The organism is Streptomyces thioluteus (assembly GCF_039535865.1).
This window is the reverse complement of sequence record NZ_BAAAXZ010000048.1, coordinates 29,390-44,421: the sequence shown is the minus strand read 5'-3', so window position 1 is coordinate 44,421 and position 15,032 is coordinate 29,390. Positions and strand designations below refer to the sequence as shown.

Here is a 15,032-nt window from a genome sequence, read left to right as displayed (position 1 = left end):
GCGTGACGATGTAGGTGACGTCGTCGCCGACCGTCGCGCGCCGCAGGTCGTCCGCGATCCCGCACAGCGCGTCCAGGGCCGGGCCGTCGGCGTGCAGCAGGACGAGCGCCTCGGCGTCCGTCAGCCGCGTCGGGTCGTCGGCCGCCTGCTTGAGCGCCGCGCGGACGTCGCCGTCGAGCCGCTCGGGGACCATGCCCGGCGCCGCGGCCTCCCGCAGCGCCTCCCAGTCGCCGTAGACCTCGTCGAAGTCGTCGCGGCGGTCGGCGGTGCGGCCCTCGGTGTCGATGGTGCGGTGCAGTTCGGTGCGCCCGGAGGGGACGAACACCTCCTCGGGCTCCTGCCAGGGCAGCCCCTTCACCTCGGCGTCCTCGCGGGCGAGCCCGGTCTCCGGATCGGCCAGCGCCCGGACGTGCGGCAGCACGCGCGGGTCGAGCCACGGCTCGCCGCGCCGCACGAACTCCGGATAGATGGCGAGACGTTCCTTCAGGACGAATCCCTCGGCCGCGGACCGCTCGGCGAGCTCGTCGATCCGGGGCCAGGGGCGCTCGGGGTTGACGTGGTCCGGGGTGATCGGGGAGACGCCGCCCCAGTCGTCGATCCCGGCCCGGATGAGCCGCCCGAACTCCGCGTCCACCAGGTTCGGCGGGGCCTGGAGGCAGGCGGACGGGCCCATGATGTGCCGCGCGACGGCGACGGTGGCGACGAGGTCGTCCAGCTCCGCGTCCGGCATGCCGCGCATCGCGGTGTCCGGCTTGGCGCGGAAGTTCTGCAGGATGAGCTCCTGGATGCCGTGGTACGCCCGGGAGACCTTGCGCAGCGCGAACAGCGACTCCGCGCGCTCCTCGTACGTCTCCCCGATGCCCAGCAGCAGTCCGCTGGTCAGCGGCACGGAGCTGCGGCCCGCGTCCTCCAGGTGCCGCAGCCGGACGGCGGGGTCCTTGTCGGGCGAGCCGTAGTGCGGCCCGCCGGGCTCGCTCCACAGCCGGGTGGCGGTGGTCTCCAGCATCAGCCCCATGGACGGCGAGACGGGCTTGAGCCGCTGGAAGTCGGTCCAGGACATGACGCCCGGGTTGAGGTGCGGCAGGAGGCCGGTCTCCTCCAGGATCCGGACGGAGATGGCGCGGACGTACGCGAGGGTGTCGTCGTAGCCGTGCGCGTCCAGCCACTCGCGGGCCTCGGGCCAGCGCTCCTCCGGCTTGTCCCCCAGCGTGATCAGGGCTTCCTTGCAGCCCATTTCGGCCCCGCGGCGGGCGATGTCGAGGACCTCGTCCGGGGACATGAACATCCCCTGGCCGGCCCGGCGGAGCTTGCCGGGGACGGTGACGAAGGTGCAGTAGTGGCACTTGTCGCGGCAGAGGCGGGTGAGCGGGATGAAGACGCTCTTGGAGTAGGTGATGACGCCGGGCCGGCCGGCGGCCTCCAGCCCCGCGTCCCGCACCCGGGCGGCCGAGGCGCAGAGGTCCTCCAGGTCGTCCCCCCGGGCCCGGAGGAGGACGGCCGCCTCCGTGACGTCCAGCGCGACACCGTCCCGGGCCCGTTTGAGGGCCCTCCGCATGGCGTTCGCGGTCGGGGCCTCCGGTACGGGACGTGATGCGCTCGAAGTCATCTCCCGAGCATACGAGCGGGCCGAGGTGATGACAGGGCAGATCACGCCTGGTCGGTGTGCCACTGATCACGTCAAGCGGAGGACCCCTCCGGTGTCACTCCGTCCTGACCGACTGCCCGTCAGTCCCGCACGGCAGGGTCCGGAGCGCAACTCCGAAAGGGGGTCCAGGGGGCGAAGCCCCCATCCAGCCCGTCCGGCGTTTGAGGACAACCGCGCGGAGCGCGGTTTCGGGGGTGCAGGGGGCGCAGCCCCCGCCCCCACCGCGCGCAGCGCGGTGCCGGGCCGAGGGGCGGAGCCCCGGAAGAAATGGAGAAAGGGCGGGCCGGGGGCACACCTCACAGGAACTCCGCCAGCGCGTCCAGCGCCCGCAGCGCCTCCCCCTCACCCGCCGCCGGCAGCCCCACCACCACCTCCTCGATGCCCTGGTCGGCCAGATGCGCCAGCTTCCCCGCCGACGGGTGCACCGCGTACGGGATGACGACCGGTTCGCCCGGCCGCCCCGCCTCCGCCCAGGCGGCCCGCAGCTTCGGCAGCGCCTCCCCCAGCCCGCCCCCGCCGACGGGCAGCCAGCCGTCCGCGTACTCCGCGACGGCGGCGAACAGCCCCGGCCCGGCGGCCCCGCCGATCAGCGTGCGCGGCCCCGCGAGCGGCGGCGCCCCCACCCGCTCGCGCGGCGGGAGCAGCGGCTTGGGATGCGCCCAGCTGGCCCGGACGGACCCGAACTCGCCCTCGTACGCCGTCGGTTCGGCCGCCCACAGGGCCCGCATCAGCGCCATCCGGTCGCGCACCAGGGCGCGCCGGGTGCGCCACTCCACGCCGTGGTCGGCGGCCTCCTCCACGTTCCAGCCGTAGCCGATGCCGAGGGTGAACCTGCCCCCGCTGAGGTGGTCGAGCGTGGCCGCCTGTTTGGCGAGGACGATCGGGTCGTGCTGCGCGACGAGGGCGACGCCGGTGCCGACGGCGATCCGGTGGGTGACGGCCGCGGCCTGGGCGAGCGCGACGAAGGGGTCGTGGGCCCGGCCGTACTCGCGCGGCAGCTCCCCGCCCATCGGGGCGGGGGTGTCCCGGCCGACCGGGATGTGGGTGTGCTGGGGCAGGTAGAGGCCCGAGAAGCCGCGCTGTTCGAGCTCGCGGGCGAGCCGGACCGGGGTGATCGTCTCGTCCGTGAGGAAGGCCGTGGTCGCGATGCGCATGCGGGAACCTCCGTGGCAGGCGGGCGGGTGCGCCGTGCGCGCGTGCGGCGCGCGGTGCGTGCGGTACGGGGCACGTGCGACGCGTGCGGGCGCGGCAGGCTACCCAAGGTAATCCCTGGAGCGTCGCGTGTGACCCATGTCGAACAGCCGACACACAACCGTCAACCGCCGTGCGTTCCGCCGCCCGCCGACCGGGCGTACAACGGTCCCGACGAAGGAGGCCGTATGGACCGCCGGAACGTCCTGAAACTGACCGCTGTCGCCGGGGCGGCGGGTGCCCTTACGCTCGGAGGCGTGACCTCCGCCCGGGCCGGCGGCGCCGCCGGCTCCGACTCCGACGAGGTACGCCGGATCACCGGCCGGCTGCCCGCCGTCGCGCCCGACTACGTCTACCTCCCCGTGGAAGTCCCGCGCGGCGTCCGTGAGATCGCCGTCTCGTACACCTACGACAGACCCGCCGTCCCCGCCGGCGTCCCCGGCAACGCCTGCGACATCGGCGTCTTCGACGAGCGGGGCACCGTGCTGGGCGGCGCCGGGTTCCGGGGCTGGTCGGGCGGGGCCCGCACGGAGTTCTCGATCAGTGCGGAGCGGGCCACGCCGGGCTATCTGGCCGGGCCCGTCCGCCCCGGCACCTGGCACGTCGTCCTCGGCCCGTACACGGTGGCGCCGCAGGGCATGGCGTACGAGGTGACGGTCACCCTGCGGTACGGCCCGCCGGGCACCCCGGTGGCCCCCGTCTTCCCGCCGCAGCGGGCCCGGGGCCGGGGGCGGGCCTGGTACCGGGGCGACGGCCACCTCCACAGCGTCCACTCCGACGGCCGCCGCACGCCCGCCGAGATCGCGGCGGCGGCGCGGGCGGCCGGGCTCGACTGGATCGTCACCACCGAGCACAACACCACGTCCGGGCACGGCGCGTGGCAGGGCCTGTGGGGCGACGACCTGCTCGTCCTCACCGGCGAGGAGGTCACCACCCGCAACGGCCACGTCCTCGCCCTGGGCACCGACCCCGGCGTCTTCGTCGACTGGCGCTACCGCGCCCGCGACGGCGTCCTCCCGCGCTTCGCCCGCACCGTCCGCCGTGCGGGCGGACTGGTCGTCCCCGCCCACCCGTTCGCGACCTGCCCCGCCTGCAACTGGAAGTTCGGCTACGGCGAGGCGGACGCGGTGGAGGTGTGGAACGGCCCGTGGAACGCCGACGACGAGACGGCCGTCGCCGCCTGGGACGCGATGCTGGCCGCGTCCCCCCGCGACTGGCTCCCCGCCATGGGCAACAGCGACGCCCACCGCGAGCCGCAGCCCGTCGGCCTCCCGCAGACGGTCGTCCTCGCCGACGACCTCTCGCGCGCGGCCGTGCTCTCCGCCCTGCGCGCGGGACGCAGCTGGATCGCGGAGTCGTCGGCGGTGCGGCTGTCGTTCGGGGCGACGGGCTCGCGGGGGGCGCACGCGGGCATCGGGGGCCGTCTGACGGACCCGGAGGCGACGGTCCGTCTGGAGGCCGGCGGCGTACCGGCGGGCTGCACGGCCTCGTTGATCACCGACCAGGGGCCGGCGGTGACCGTTCCCCTCCCGGCGGACGGGCGGGTGGAGTGGCGGACGGCTCCGTCGCGCGCGGCGTACGTCCGGGCGGAGGTGCGGCGCGGGGACGGGACGATGGTCGCGCTCACCAATCCGGTTTTCCTGGAAAACGAACGGAGTTGATACACGGACCGCTCCCGGACGACACCGGAGCGTACAACCGGCCCAATAAGGCGTTCCACCATATGCCTTTATCTCCCCCAAGAACCCGGCAAGTCGCGCACAACACCGGGCCGTTAAGGGCGTGTTAACGTGCACCGCACGTCACCACGCGCCAGGGGGAATCATGAACGCGGATCCGCTCGCGGAACTCCGTCAATTCCAGGAGTATGTGCTCGGCGTTCAACGCCTGATGTCGGACATGCAGGAGCGAATACCCCAGGAAGTCACGGGAAGCGATCCCCAGGGCGCCGTCACCGTGCGGCTGGCCCCCGACGGCCTGCCCGTGCACATCGGCGTCGCCACCGACTGGCAGCAGCGCCAGGACCCGGCCGGCCTCGGCTCCGCCGTCGTCGCCGCGTGCGAATCCGCCCTGCGGGAGCGGATGGAGAACTGGTCGCGTTCCCTGGCCGGTTCGGACTGGGAGCGGCGGGCCGAGCAGCTCGACGCCGACTCCCCTTTCACCAACGGGACTTTCGCGAACGGGAAGGACCGCCCCTCGCCGCAGACGCCCACGGAGGAGCCGGACCTCGACCTGCGCCACGTACTCCCGAGGCAGCTCGACGAAGTGGCCGAGGAATTGCTGTCGCTGTTCGGCGTGGACGGGACGACCGACGCGGGCCCCACCGAGTCGCCGGCCGTCACCGGGAAATCCGCCACGGGGACGGTGGCGCTCACCGTCACCCAGGGGTCCCTGGCCGGCTGCTCCGTGGACCCCGCCTGGGCGGACGGCCGGTCGTCCGTGCGGCTGAACCAGGCGTTCGGCGAGGCGCTGGCCGCCGCCCGTGCCGCGCTCGACTCCGCGACCGGGCCCGGTCCCGGAATGTCCGCGCCCGAATTGGACGGCCTGTTCAAGGAAGCCATGGCCATTCTCGGCGACCCCGCGCGTTTCGCGGGCTGAATACCGGAGGTGACAACGCATGGGTGACGCCGACCTCAAGGTCATCACCGACGGCATTCGCAACGACGCCCGGATGTGGGACGCGCAGAGCACCACGCTCGGCGGAATTCACGGCACCGTGGAGGGCCTGCGCATGACCCGCCTGGAGGCGGGCCTGTTCCAGATACTGGTCTCCGCCTACACGGACGCCGTGAACCAGGTCTCCGCGCGGACCGCCGAGGGACGGGACCGCGCGAAGGAAGTGGCCGACGCGCTGGCCGTCAATGCCAAGGCGTACGACAACCACGAAGTGGACACCACGAAGAACGTCTCGCGGGCCTACTGAACCGCACCGATCCACGGGGGAATTCATGGCGTTCAACGCCGCGCAGTACACGGCGACCATCGACAAGCTCAACTCCGGGCTGACCACGATGTCGACGAAGCTCAACCAGGTCGGCCCCAAGGCGGAATCGACCGCGAACAAGTGGTACGTGCCCGGCTTCGTGGCCAAGGCGCTGATCTGGTGCGCCAAGAAGATCATCGAGATCGGCAGCTGGATCCTGAAGAAGATCGGCGAGCTGCTGAAGGGGGCGGCGGTCCCGGTCCTCGCCTTCAAGGACGCCTGGACCTGGCAGTCCACCGTGCGCGGGCAGGCCACCGACGTCGCGGGCAACGTCGCCGCCGACGCGCTCCAGGCCCCCAAGCAGTGGAAGGGCGACGGCGCCACCGCCTACACCTCCGCGGTGAAGCTCCAGCCCACCGCGGCGGCCCAGATCGCCACCAGCGCCGACAAGGTGGCCACGGCGCTGACCCTCTGCGCGGTGGCCGGCCTGGCCTTCTACGTGGCGCTGGGCGTCATCGTGGTCAAGTTCCTCGCCGCCCTCACGGCGGCGCTCGTCGGCCTGGGGTCCGTCGTCTTCTCCTGGGCCGGTGCGGCGATCATCGTGGAGGAGGCGGGCGTCAACACCGCCCTCGTCATCACCGCCGTGACGACGCTGGTCGCGGCGCTCGGCACCCAGGCCCAGCAGATGACCGCGGTGGAGGGCGAGGCGAAGGACAACAAGGCGTTCCCCGGCGGGAAGTGGCCCGTCGCCACCGCCTGACCCCCACCGACCGGAGGAACCGTCCATGCACATGCCCCGCCTGGCGCTGTGGGCAGGCGCCGCCGTCGCCTTCGTCCTGGCGGTCCTGGCCTACCGCGACCGGAGCGTCGTCGTCCTCGCGCTCTGCGTGGTGCTGGGCACCGTCCTCCTCGGAGCCGCCGAGGTGTACGCGGACCGCAGACGCAAACGCGACTGGTACGCCCGCACCTTCACGTCCTTCGAGGAGCTCCGCGCCTCCGTGGACCGTCCCGCCCTGCGCCGCGTGCGCGACGAGCGGGGGGCGGCGGCCGCGGTCCGGGTGCTCCGGGGGACGCACCCGTCCCTCCCGCTCGCCGAGGCCGCGCGGCTGGTCGAGGAGCTCTGAAGCCCGCTGGAGGACCGGGACGGGCGCGGGACCCCGCTCCCGCGCGCCCGGGACACCGGGCTTCCTACGGTGGCCTTCCGAGCCCGCCGTCGGGGCGGGCGTCACACGGGAAGGACGTTCCCATGAGACCGAATCTCTTCGTGTCGGTGGCCACCGCGGGCCTGCTGCTGGCAGGCACGGCGGGGACGGCCGTGGCGGCCACGGCCCAGGAGTCCGCCGGTGCGGCCGGCACCGTCGCCACCCGGCAGACGGGCCAGTGGCACGGCAAGTACGGCCCGTACCGCGACTACCGGTCCTGCTACAAGGCCGGCGAGCGGGGCCAACGGCACGGCGACTGGCGCACGTTCACCTGCGCCCGCGAGTACGACCGGCACCACCACGCCTACTGGTGGCTGTACACCCGGTGAAGGACGGCGGGGGAGCCCCGGGGCCCGGGGCTCCCCCGGCCGTCACCGGACGCGCGGCAGCGGGCCGCCGGGCTTGGCCCCGCCGGCTGGCAGCCGCACCGTCTCCGTCAGCGACGGGCTGCGGAGCAGGTCCCCGGGGGTGACGAAGTCCGGCTCGGCCTCCCTGGCGCGGATCTTCTCCAGGGCCTGCTCCGGAGTGCGGGCGGCCGCACCGGAATCGGCACGGTGCAGCGCGTCGCCGAACGCGACCATGGACGACAGGAGTTGCTCCTCGCCCGGGTCGCCGGGCAGCCCGGGCAGGGGCACCCTGGTGGCGGCCGCGGCGTAGGCGGAGACGAGCGGCGCGAGCGCGGCCTCGGCGGCGGCCGGGTCGAAGGGGCCCGCCGCCGGAAGGGCCGGTACGCGCGGGAGGACGGGCCGGGACCGGGCCCAGGCCAGGAGCGTCCCGTCGGAGCGGGCGCCGCCGCCGTCCGTCTTCACGACGTACGGCTCGGCCGGCTTCGCCTCGTAGTGGCAGCGGTGGACGAACTCCGAGCAGATCATGGGGTGCCGGCCCCTTTCGGCCATCGCGTTGACCGCCGCGGCCGCCTGGTCCAGCACCGTGCGCACGAGCCGCCGCCCGCCCGGCGGCAGCGGGATGCGGCGGGTGACGCAGAGGACGGCCAGCAGCACGATCTGCTGGTGGGCGTACGCGGTGCCGCCTTCCTCGACGTAGCGGCGGGCCACGGCGAGGACGGGCGCCATGTCCGCGGGCGCGGTGAGCGTGCGGCCGACGACGAGGTCGTGGCCCTCCCGGGCCCGGGCGAACGAAATCGTGTGCAGGCCCTCCCCGGTCACCTCGGCGAGGCCGTCCCCGTCGAGGACGAGCGCGGCGTGGCTGACCTCGGAGTCGTCCATGAGGCAGATCGCCTTGGAGACGGCCTCGGTGCCACGGGTGAGGACGACGTCCCCGGGCTTGATCTGCTCGGGCAGGGTCATGGGGGGCTCCCGTCGGTCGGTGGGCGCCACGGTCCGTGGGCGCCACGGGAGCTTGCGATGCCCACGCGGCGGCCCGCCCAAGCGGCCGGGCGGGACGCTTCCGCCGTACGGATGAACCGGCCCCGCGGCCGGGGCCCCGCACCCGGGCACCGCTCACCGCGGCGCACGGTCAGTCCGGACGCCTCGGCGAGGGCGCCCACTTTCCAGGTGGTGTGCATGGATCCCACCCTCCCTCCTCACGCCGCGTGAGGTTCAAGCCCGCCCGCGCGGGGCGGTCCCGGTATCCCGCTCCCGCGCGCCCGTTCCGGGGACGGCGTTCCGCACTCACCATCGGGAGCAGATGCCCAACAGAGAGGGAACCTCATGAAGTCGAGGGCATTCCGCCTCGCGCCGGCGGCGGTGGTCACCGCTGGTCTGCTGTTCGCCGGCACGGCGGGGGTGGCCGTGGCGGCCCCGTCGGACGATTCCCCGAGCCCGTCCAGCAGCGCCACGACCGGCGACCCGAGCAGTCCCCCGAGCGCACAGGAGGAGAAGCAGGCGAAGCAGGAGACCGAGCAGCTCGCCAAGGCCCACTGGGAGAAGCACGGTCCGTACTACGACGAGAAGTCCTGCCGCAAGGCCGGTGAGGAGGGCAAGCGTCAGGGAAAGTGGCATGAGTACAAGTGCAAGAAGTACTGGGACCACGACGAGTACCACTGGTACTGGTGGCTCTACACCCGGTGAGAGACCGAGGGACGGGCGGACGTGCCCTCCGGACCCCGGAGGGCACCTCCTAACGGCCGCTCCGGAAGAACGCCGGGCTCCTGCGCCGCATGATCTCCATCAGCACGCCGCCGAGCACCAGCAGCCCGACCCCGATGACGAAGACCGAGCCGACCCCGAACACCGAACTGCCCGTCCCGTAGGCCGGGTTCCACATGTCGTACAGCGTCTTGCCGAAGACGGCCGTCAGCAGCAGTCCGCCCAGGACCGGCAGGGCGCCCTTGAAGAGCGCGTCGCGCGCCGAGCGGCGCAGCTCCCCGCGGAAGAACCAGGCGCAGGCGAAGGCCGTGATCGCGTAGTAGAAGCAGATCATGAGGCCGAGCGCGTAGATGGTGTCGACGAGGACGTGGGTGCTGAGGAAGCTCATCACCGCGTAGAAGACGCCGGTGGCCGCGCCCGCCGCGACCGTCGCCCGGCCCGGGGAGCGGAAGCGCGGGTGGACGGCGGCGAAGGAGCGCGGGAGCGCGCCGTAGGTGCTCATGGCCAGCACGGTCCGGGCGACGGGCAGGAAGGTGGTCTGGAGGCTGGCCGCGGCGGAGGCGAGGACGGCGACGAAGAGCAGGGCGCCCAGGGCCCGTCCCATGACCGGTTCGGCGAGGGCGGCGAAGACGTTGTCCGAGGTCCGCGGGTCGCCGAGGTCCGTACCGGCGTACCGCTGGGCGGCGACGGCGGTGAGCAGGTACGAGCCGACGAGGACGGCCATGGCGAGCAGGGCGGCCCGGCCGGGCGTCCGGTCGCTGCCCGCCGTCTCCTCGTTGACGGTCAGGCACGCGTCCCAGCCCCAGAACATGAAGATCGAGAGCGAGAGTCCGGCGGTGAAGGAGGCGAACGACGGCACGGCGAAGGGGTTGAGCCAGTCCCAGGAGAAGTCCATGGCATGGCCCCTCGCCAGGGCCATGGCCACGAAGACGGCCAGCACGGCGAGTTGGAGCGCGACGAGCGCGTACTGCACGCCCTTGGTGGCGGTCATGCCGCGGTAACTGACCGCCGTGGCCGCGGCGATGAGGGCGAGGCAGGTGACGACGTGCACGGCCCGGTCGCCGTCGAGGGCCGCGACGGCGTCGCTGCCGGTGAGTTCGCCGAGGAGGAGGTAGAGGAAGGAGGTGGCGACGCCGGCGAGGTTGGAGAGGACGATGATCGTGGCGACGACCAGCCCCCAGCCGCACATCCAGCCGACGCGCGGGCCGAAGGCGCGTACGGACCAGGTGAAGGACGTACCGCAGTCCGGGACGGCCCTGTTGAGCTCGCGGTAGGCGAAGGCGACCAGGAGCATGGGCAGGAAGCCCGCCAGGAAGACGGCGGGCATGTGCACCCCCACCTCACCGGCGGTCGGGCCGAGGGTGGAGGTCAGGCAGTAGACCGGGGCGACGGTCGAGACGCCGATGACCGCGCTGCCGAGCAGGCCGACCGAGCCGCGGCCGAGGCCCTTGGCGCGGACGCCGCCGTTCCCGGCAGGACCCGCGGTCGTCTCCCCGCTTCGCGGAGGGCGCTCGCGCGCCGCTGCATCCGTCATGGCTGGGACGTTAAATCCTGCTGTTTCCGCGACGGGAGGATGACGTTCCCGTGAAGTCGCCTTAACTTGACGGATGTACTCGCCAGTTGGCCTGCCGAACGAAGGAGCAATCGGGGTTACGACAGGTAACAGCCAGGCGGCACACCCGTTTCGGCGGATACGGAATTCGCAGCACCACCCCTTTTGTCCCGGTTCAAAAATTTCCGCGGCCCCGGCCCGCCGGAGAGGCCCACGTCACACCCCGGAGCATCCGACGTCGTAATCCGGCCGCCTCCGCGCACCGCACAAATCGCCATGGACCCACCGGCGGCGCACGCCCGCGGCCGGTTCCGCCGCCGCCCGGAACGACCGCCCCTCGACGTCCCGCCGACGGATCCGGAGTCGTACAATGCCCGGTCCGAATAAGGCGAGTTGTGGCCGGTGGTCCTGTTCAGCCGGACAGGCGGGCTCCGCCGGCCACGGGCGCCGGTCCGGCCCGCCCCGGTGGAAGGCACCGCTCCGGGGAGGCCGGCCGGCGCCCCGCGCGGCATCGCCGTCCCGGGTCCCATACCCCCGGGAGGTGCCCCCGGAGAGGGCCGGACCGGTGCTGACGCCGGGGGCCGGAACAGGGCAGACTGACCGGTGCCACCGAGGGGACGAGCAGGGGGTCACGATGGCCGGGGACACAGGGCACGAGCAGCGGTTGCGCTTCGCCGTGCTCGGACCCGTCCGCGCGTGGCGCGGCGACGAGGCAGTGCGGACCGGCTCGCCCCAGCAGCGGGCCCTGCTCGCGGCCCTGCTGCTGCGCGGCGGGCGGACGGCCACCGCGGCCGAGCTGGTGGACGCGCTGTGGGGCGACGACCCCCCGCACGCGGCCCTGGCCGCGCTGCGCACCTACGCCTCGCGGCTGCGCAAGGCGTTCGGGCCCGACGCGGACGTGCTGGCCAGCGAGGCGGGCGGGTACGCGATGCGGACCGGCGTCGGCAGCCTGGACATCGACACCGCCGAGCGGCTGGCCGCCGAGGCGGACAAGGCCCGGGTGGGCGGCAACCGCGGCGGCGCCCGCGCCCTGATCAACGAGGCGCTGGCCGTCTGGAACGGCGAGCCGCTGGCCGGGCTCCCCGGCCCGTACGCCGAGACGCAGCGGGCCCGGCTGGAGGAGTGGCGCCTCAGCCTGCTGGAGACCCGCCTCGACCTCGACCTGGAGCTCGGCCACCACGCCGAGGCCGTCTCCGAGCTCACCGCCCTCACCGCCGCGCACCCGCTGCGCGAGCGGCTGCGCGAGCTGCTGATGCTCGCGCTCTACCGCAGCGGCCGGCAGGCCGAGGCCCTCGCCGTCTACACCGACACCCGCCGCCTCCTCCTGGACGAACTGGGCGTCGACCCCTGCCCCGAGCTCGCCGAGCTCCAGCAGCGGATCCTCGGCGGCGACGCGGACCTCAACCTGCACCTGCCCCTGGACCGGGGCGCCGCCGGCCCGACGTTCATCCGCCCGGCGCAACTCCCGGCCACCGTCGCCGACTTCACCGGCCGGGCCGCCTTCGTCGACGAACTCAGCCACCAGCTGGCCACCGCCGAGGGGCAGATCATGGCGGTGTCCGCCGTCGCGGGCATCGGGGGCGTCGGCAAGACGACGCTCGCGGTGCACGTCGCGCACGCCGCCCGCAACCACTTCCCGGACGGGCAGCTGTACGTCGACCTCCAGGGCACGGGCCCGGTCGTCGCCGACCCCGAGGCCGTCCTCGGCGCCTTCCTGCGCGCCCTCGGCACCCCGGACTCCGCGATCCCCGAGGGCCTCCAGGAGCGCTCCGCCCTCTTCCGCTCGACGCTCGACGGCCGCCGTATCCTCACGCTGCTCGACAACGCCCGGGACGCCGCCCAGGTCCGCCCGCTGCTGCCCGGGACGGAGGGCTGCGCGGCCCTGGTCACCAGCCGGACGCGGATGGTGGACCTGGCCGGCGCCCACCTCGTCGACCTGGACGTCATGAGCCCGGAAGAGGCGCTGGTCCTCTTCACCCGGATCGTGGGCGAGGAACGCGTCGGCGCCGAACGCGACGCCGCCATGGACGTCGTCGCCGCCTGCGGCTTCCTCCCGCTCGCCATCCGCATCGCCGCCTCCCGCCTGGCGGCCCGCCGCACCTGGACCGTCTCCGTCCTCGCCCGCAAGCTCGGCGACGAACGCCGCCGCCTGGACGAACTCCGGGCCGGCGACCTCGCGGTCAAGGCCACCTTCGAACTCGGCTACGGCCAGCTCGAACCCGCCCAGGCCCGCGCCTTCCGCCTCCTCGGCCTCCCCGACGGCCCCGACATCTCCCTCGCCGCCGCGGCCGCCGTCCTCGACCTGGACCCCGACGACACCGAGGAACTCCTCGAAACCCTCGTCGACACCTCCCTCCTCGAATCCGCCGCCCCCGGCCGCTACCGCTACCACGACCTGGTCCGCCTCTACGCCCGCTCCTGCGCGGAACGCGACGAACACCCGCCGGAGGAGCGGGAGGCGGCGATGTCGCGGCTGCTGGACTTCTATCTGGCGACGGCGGCGGGGGGTGTACGTGCTGGAGCGGCCGGGTGACCAGTTACTGAAACACCTCACGCCGACCCGGCATCCGGGGCTGGCCTTCACCGACCGCACGGCGGGAGCGGACTGGCTGCACACCGAGGCCGGATGCATGCTGGCATGCGCACGACGCCATGCCGCGGACACCGGGGAGCCGCTGAGGAAGGCCGTCGACCTGCTGCAGGCGCTCAACGACCTCATCGAGTCCGGCACCTACTCACGGATGTACGCGACCGCGGCGACCGATCTGCTGGCCGCCACCCGGACAGCGGGGGACGCCCGGGCGGAGGGCCGCGCGCGAACCGTCCTCGCACACGTCCACAGCCTCGCAGGGCGGTTCACGGCGGCGGACGAAGAAGCGGCGGAAGCGGTGCGTCTGGCGCACGAGTGCGGCGACGTACTCCCGCTCTGCATCGCTTCGAATTTCCGCGCCATCGTCGGTATTTACCAGCAACGGTACGAGGAGGCCGAGACGTACTGCGTCCAGGCCCTGAACTCCTTCCGCAACGACGGCAACCACAACGGTGCGGCCAGCGCGCTCAGCAACCTCTCCCGCATCCACGGGCACACCGGACGAACGGAATCCGCGGTGCGCCTTGCCGAGGAGAGCCTCGACATCTACCGCGACCTCAACGTCTCATGGCGGCTGGCCAACGGCCGCTACGCCTACGGCATGGCCCTGGCCAGCGCCGAGCAGCACGAGCGCGCCCTGGCACAGTTCTCGGAGGCCCTGTCCATTTTCCGGAGCAACCGCCAGCGGATGTGGGAAGGATGGAGCCTCTACCGCATGGCGGAGATCCACCACGCCATGGGCGACCACGCCCAGGGCGCTTCCCACGCCGAGCAGGCACTGGCCCGGCTGCGCGGCATCAGCGGAGAATGGCGGAGGGGCGACATCCTCGCCGTGCTGGGTCACTGCCTCGACCGGCTCGGACAGCGGGAGCGCGCCTACGCCTGCTGGACGGACGCGCTGTCCGTGTTCGAGCAGCTGGGGTACGAGAAGGAAGCCGCCGCGGTGCGGGGCCTGTTGAGGCTCGCCAAGGCGTAGGGTCCGCTCCGTCCGCGCCTCCGTCATGCGGTCGTTCATCATTCGTTTATCGGTCCGCGCCATCATGGGATATGTCGATCCGTCGCGTCGGGGGGCAGACGGGTCGTGTGGTGCGCCACCACTAGGGTGAACAGCCCTGAGAACACCCGTCCGGCGACCTTCGGGGGAATCGCCGGGCGGGTGTCGCAATCCCCGTCGTACTGCACGACTCGCACTTTCCGATGGAGTTGAACGACCATGAGCGAAGAGAACCAGCTCAGCCCCACTCTGCCCGCACAGCAGCAGGACGGCCAGATCGCGAACAACGCAGCAGGCATCGGTACCGCGAACGCAACGGGGGTCGGTACCGCGCAGCTGAAGCCCAAGACCCAGCAGCTCACTGATTCTCCGGACGACAACCACGCGGGTTCCGAGCCGGTCTAGCCGACCCGGTCGGCCCGGCCCGCGGGCGACAGGAGCTCCCGGCACACTCCGGGGGCTCCCCAGCCCGGACCGACCTGGCGAAACCCCAAGGCGCGGGGGAACAGGGGGCTTCGCCGACCAGCACGCAGGAAATGCCGGCATCGACGACACGGAGGGGGAGCCGTCGATGCCGGCATTTCTGTTGACCCGGAGATACCGGGCGGCTTCCGAAACGGGAAGCGGCACCGCAAGCCCCCGAACCCCCGAGCAATAAAAGGAGACTCCATGTCCCGCCACACAACAGCCCGCGCCCGGACGGCCTTAGCCGCGCTCGCCCTCACCGGCGCCGCGGTGGCCCTGAGCGCCCTGCCGGCCGCGGCCGACAACCACAGCGGATCCGTACTGAGCGTCGCCCGCGTGACGTCGGTTCCCTCCGGCGACGCCACCAGCACCACCAACGGTGCGGACGACCACCACGTGGGCAGCATGGAGCTCTGACGGTT

Annotated in this window: 13 protein-coding genes and 1 pseudogene; 10 read left to right on the top strand and 4 right to left on the bottom strand. The window is 73.2% G+C overall.

Features of this window, described 5'->3' with window-relative positions; all coding sequences use genetic code 11:
- Both cofG and ABD794_RS06545 read right to left on the bottom strand, forming a co-directional pair.
- Positions 1-1,606 (bottom strand): 7,8-didemethyl-8-hydroxy-5-deazariboflavin synthase CofG (gene cofG / locus ABD794_RS06550; RefSeq protein WP_344961473.1); only part of this gene is annotated, 1,606 nt, incomplete at its 3' end.
- 335 nt (positions 1,607-1,941) lie between these two features.
- Positions 1,942-2,799 carry a TIGR03619 family F420-dependent LLM class oxidoreductase gene (locus ABD794_RS06545; RefSeq protein WP_344961471.1) on the bottom strand — a complete coding sequence of 286 codons (858 nt, stop codon included), beginning with the start codon at positions 2,797-2,799 and terminating at the stop codon, positions 1,942-1,944.
- A 225-nt stretch (positions 2,800-3,024) separates the two neighbouring features.
- On the opposite strand from ABD794_RS06545, the gene ABD794_RS06540 reads away from it, so the two are divergent.
- The 6 genes from ABD794_RS06540 (at position 3,025) to ABD794_RS06515 (ending at position 7,290) form a co-directional block, all read left to right on the top strand.
- Positions 3,025-4,497, top strand: a complete 1,473-nt coding sequence (locus ABD794_RS06540; RefSeq protein WP_344961469.1) for a CehA/McbA family metallohydrolase — start codon at positions 3,025-3,027, stop codon at positions 4,495-4,497.
- 163 nt (positions 4,498-4,660) lie between these two features.
- Positions 4,661-5,434 (top strand): YbaB/EbfC family nucleoid-associated protein, encoded by a 774-nt coding sequence (locus ABD794_RS06535; RefSeq protein WP_344961468.1) that lies wholly within the window; start codon positions 4,661-4,663, stop codon positions 5,432-5,434.
- Positions 5,435-5,453: 19 nt separating this feature from the next.
- On the top strand, positions 5,454-5,759 hold the full coding sequence (locus ABD794_RS06530) for a hypothetical protein (protein WP_344961466.1): 306 nt from the start codon (positions 5,454-5,456) through the stop codon (positions 5,757-5,759).
- Between the two features lie 25 nt (positions 5,760-5,784).
- A complete protein-coding gene (locus ABD794_RS06525) occupies positions 5,785-6,519 on the top strand; it encodes a hypothetical protein (protein WP_344961464.1) in 735 nt (244 codons plus the stop codon).
- Between the two features lie 25 nt (positions 6,520-6,544).
- Positions 6,545-6,883: a hypothetical protein gene (locus tag ABD794_RS06520; RefSeq protein WP_344961462.1), complete on the top strand. Its 339-nt coding sequence runs from the start codon at positions 6,545-6,547 to the stop codon at positions 6,881-6,883.
- Between the two features lie 122 nt (positions 6,884-7,005).
- Positions 7,006-7,290, top strand: a complete 285-nt coding sequence (locus ABD794_RS06515; protein ID WP_344961460.1) for a hypothetical protein — start codon at positions 7,006-7,008, stop codon at positions 7,288-7,290.
- Positions 7,291-7,332: 42 nt separating this feature from the next.
- Here ABD794_RS06515 and ABD794_RS06510 read toward each other — a convergent pair whose 3' ends face one another.
- The gene (locus ABD794_RS06510) at positions 7,333-8,268 is read right to left on the bottom strand and encodes a C40 family peptidase (protein WP_344961458.1); all 936 of its coding nucleotides are present in this window, start codon (positions 8,266-8,268) and stop codon (positions 7,333-7,335) included.
- A 363-nt stretch (positions 8,269-8,631) separates the two neighbouring features.
- Here ABD794_RS06510 and ABD794_RS06505 point away from each other — a divergent pair, with 363 nt between their 5' ends.
- Entirely contained in the window at positions 8,632-8,991 is a 360-nt protein-coding gene (locus tag ABD794_RS06505; protein ID WP_344961456.1) for a hypothetical protein, read from the top strand.
- A 49-nt stretch (positions 8,992-9,040) separates the two neighbouring features.
- Here the strand turns inward: ABD794_RS06505 and ABD794_RS06500 are convergent, their stop codons facing one another.
- Positions 9,041-10,543: an APC family permease gene (locus tag ABD794_RS06500; protein ID WP_344961454.1), complete on the bottom strand. Its 1,503-nt coding sequence runs from the start codon at positions 10,541-10,543 to the stop codon at positions 9,041-9,043.
- Between the two features lie 652 nt (positions 10,544-11,195).
- Between ABD794_RS06500 and afsR the strand changes: the two are divergent.
- From afsR to ABD794_RS06485, 3 genes and pseudogenes are all read left to right on the top strand, one after another.
- Positions 11,196-14,127, top strand: a pseudogene (afsR, locus tag ABD794_RS06495) (SARP-family global regulator AfsR).
- 237 nt (positions 14,128-14,364) lie between these two features.
- A complete protein-coding gene (locus ABD794_RS06490) occupies positions 14,365-14,550 on the top strand; it encodes a hypothetical protein (RefSeq protein WP_344961452.1) in 186 nt (61 codons plus the stop codon).
- 264 nt (positions 14,551-14,814) lie between these two features.
- The gene (locus ABD794_RS06485) at positions 14,815-15,027 is read left to right on the top strand and encodes a hypothetical protein (RefSeq protein ID WP_344961450.1); all 213 of its coding nucleotides are present in this window, start codon (positions 14,815-14,817) and stop codon (positions 15,025-15,027) included.
- The last annotated feature ends 5 nt before the right edge of the window (positions 15,028-15,032 follow it).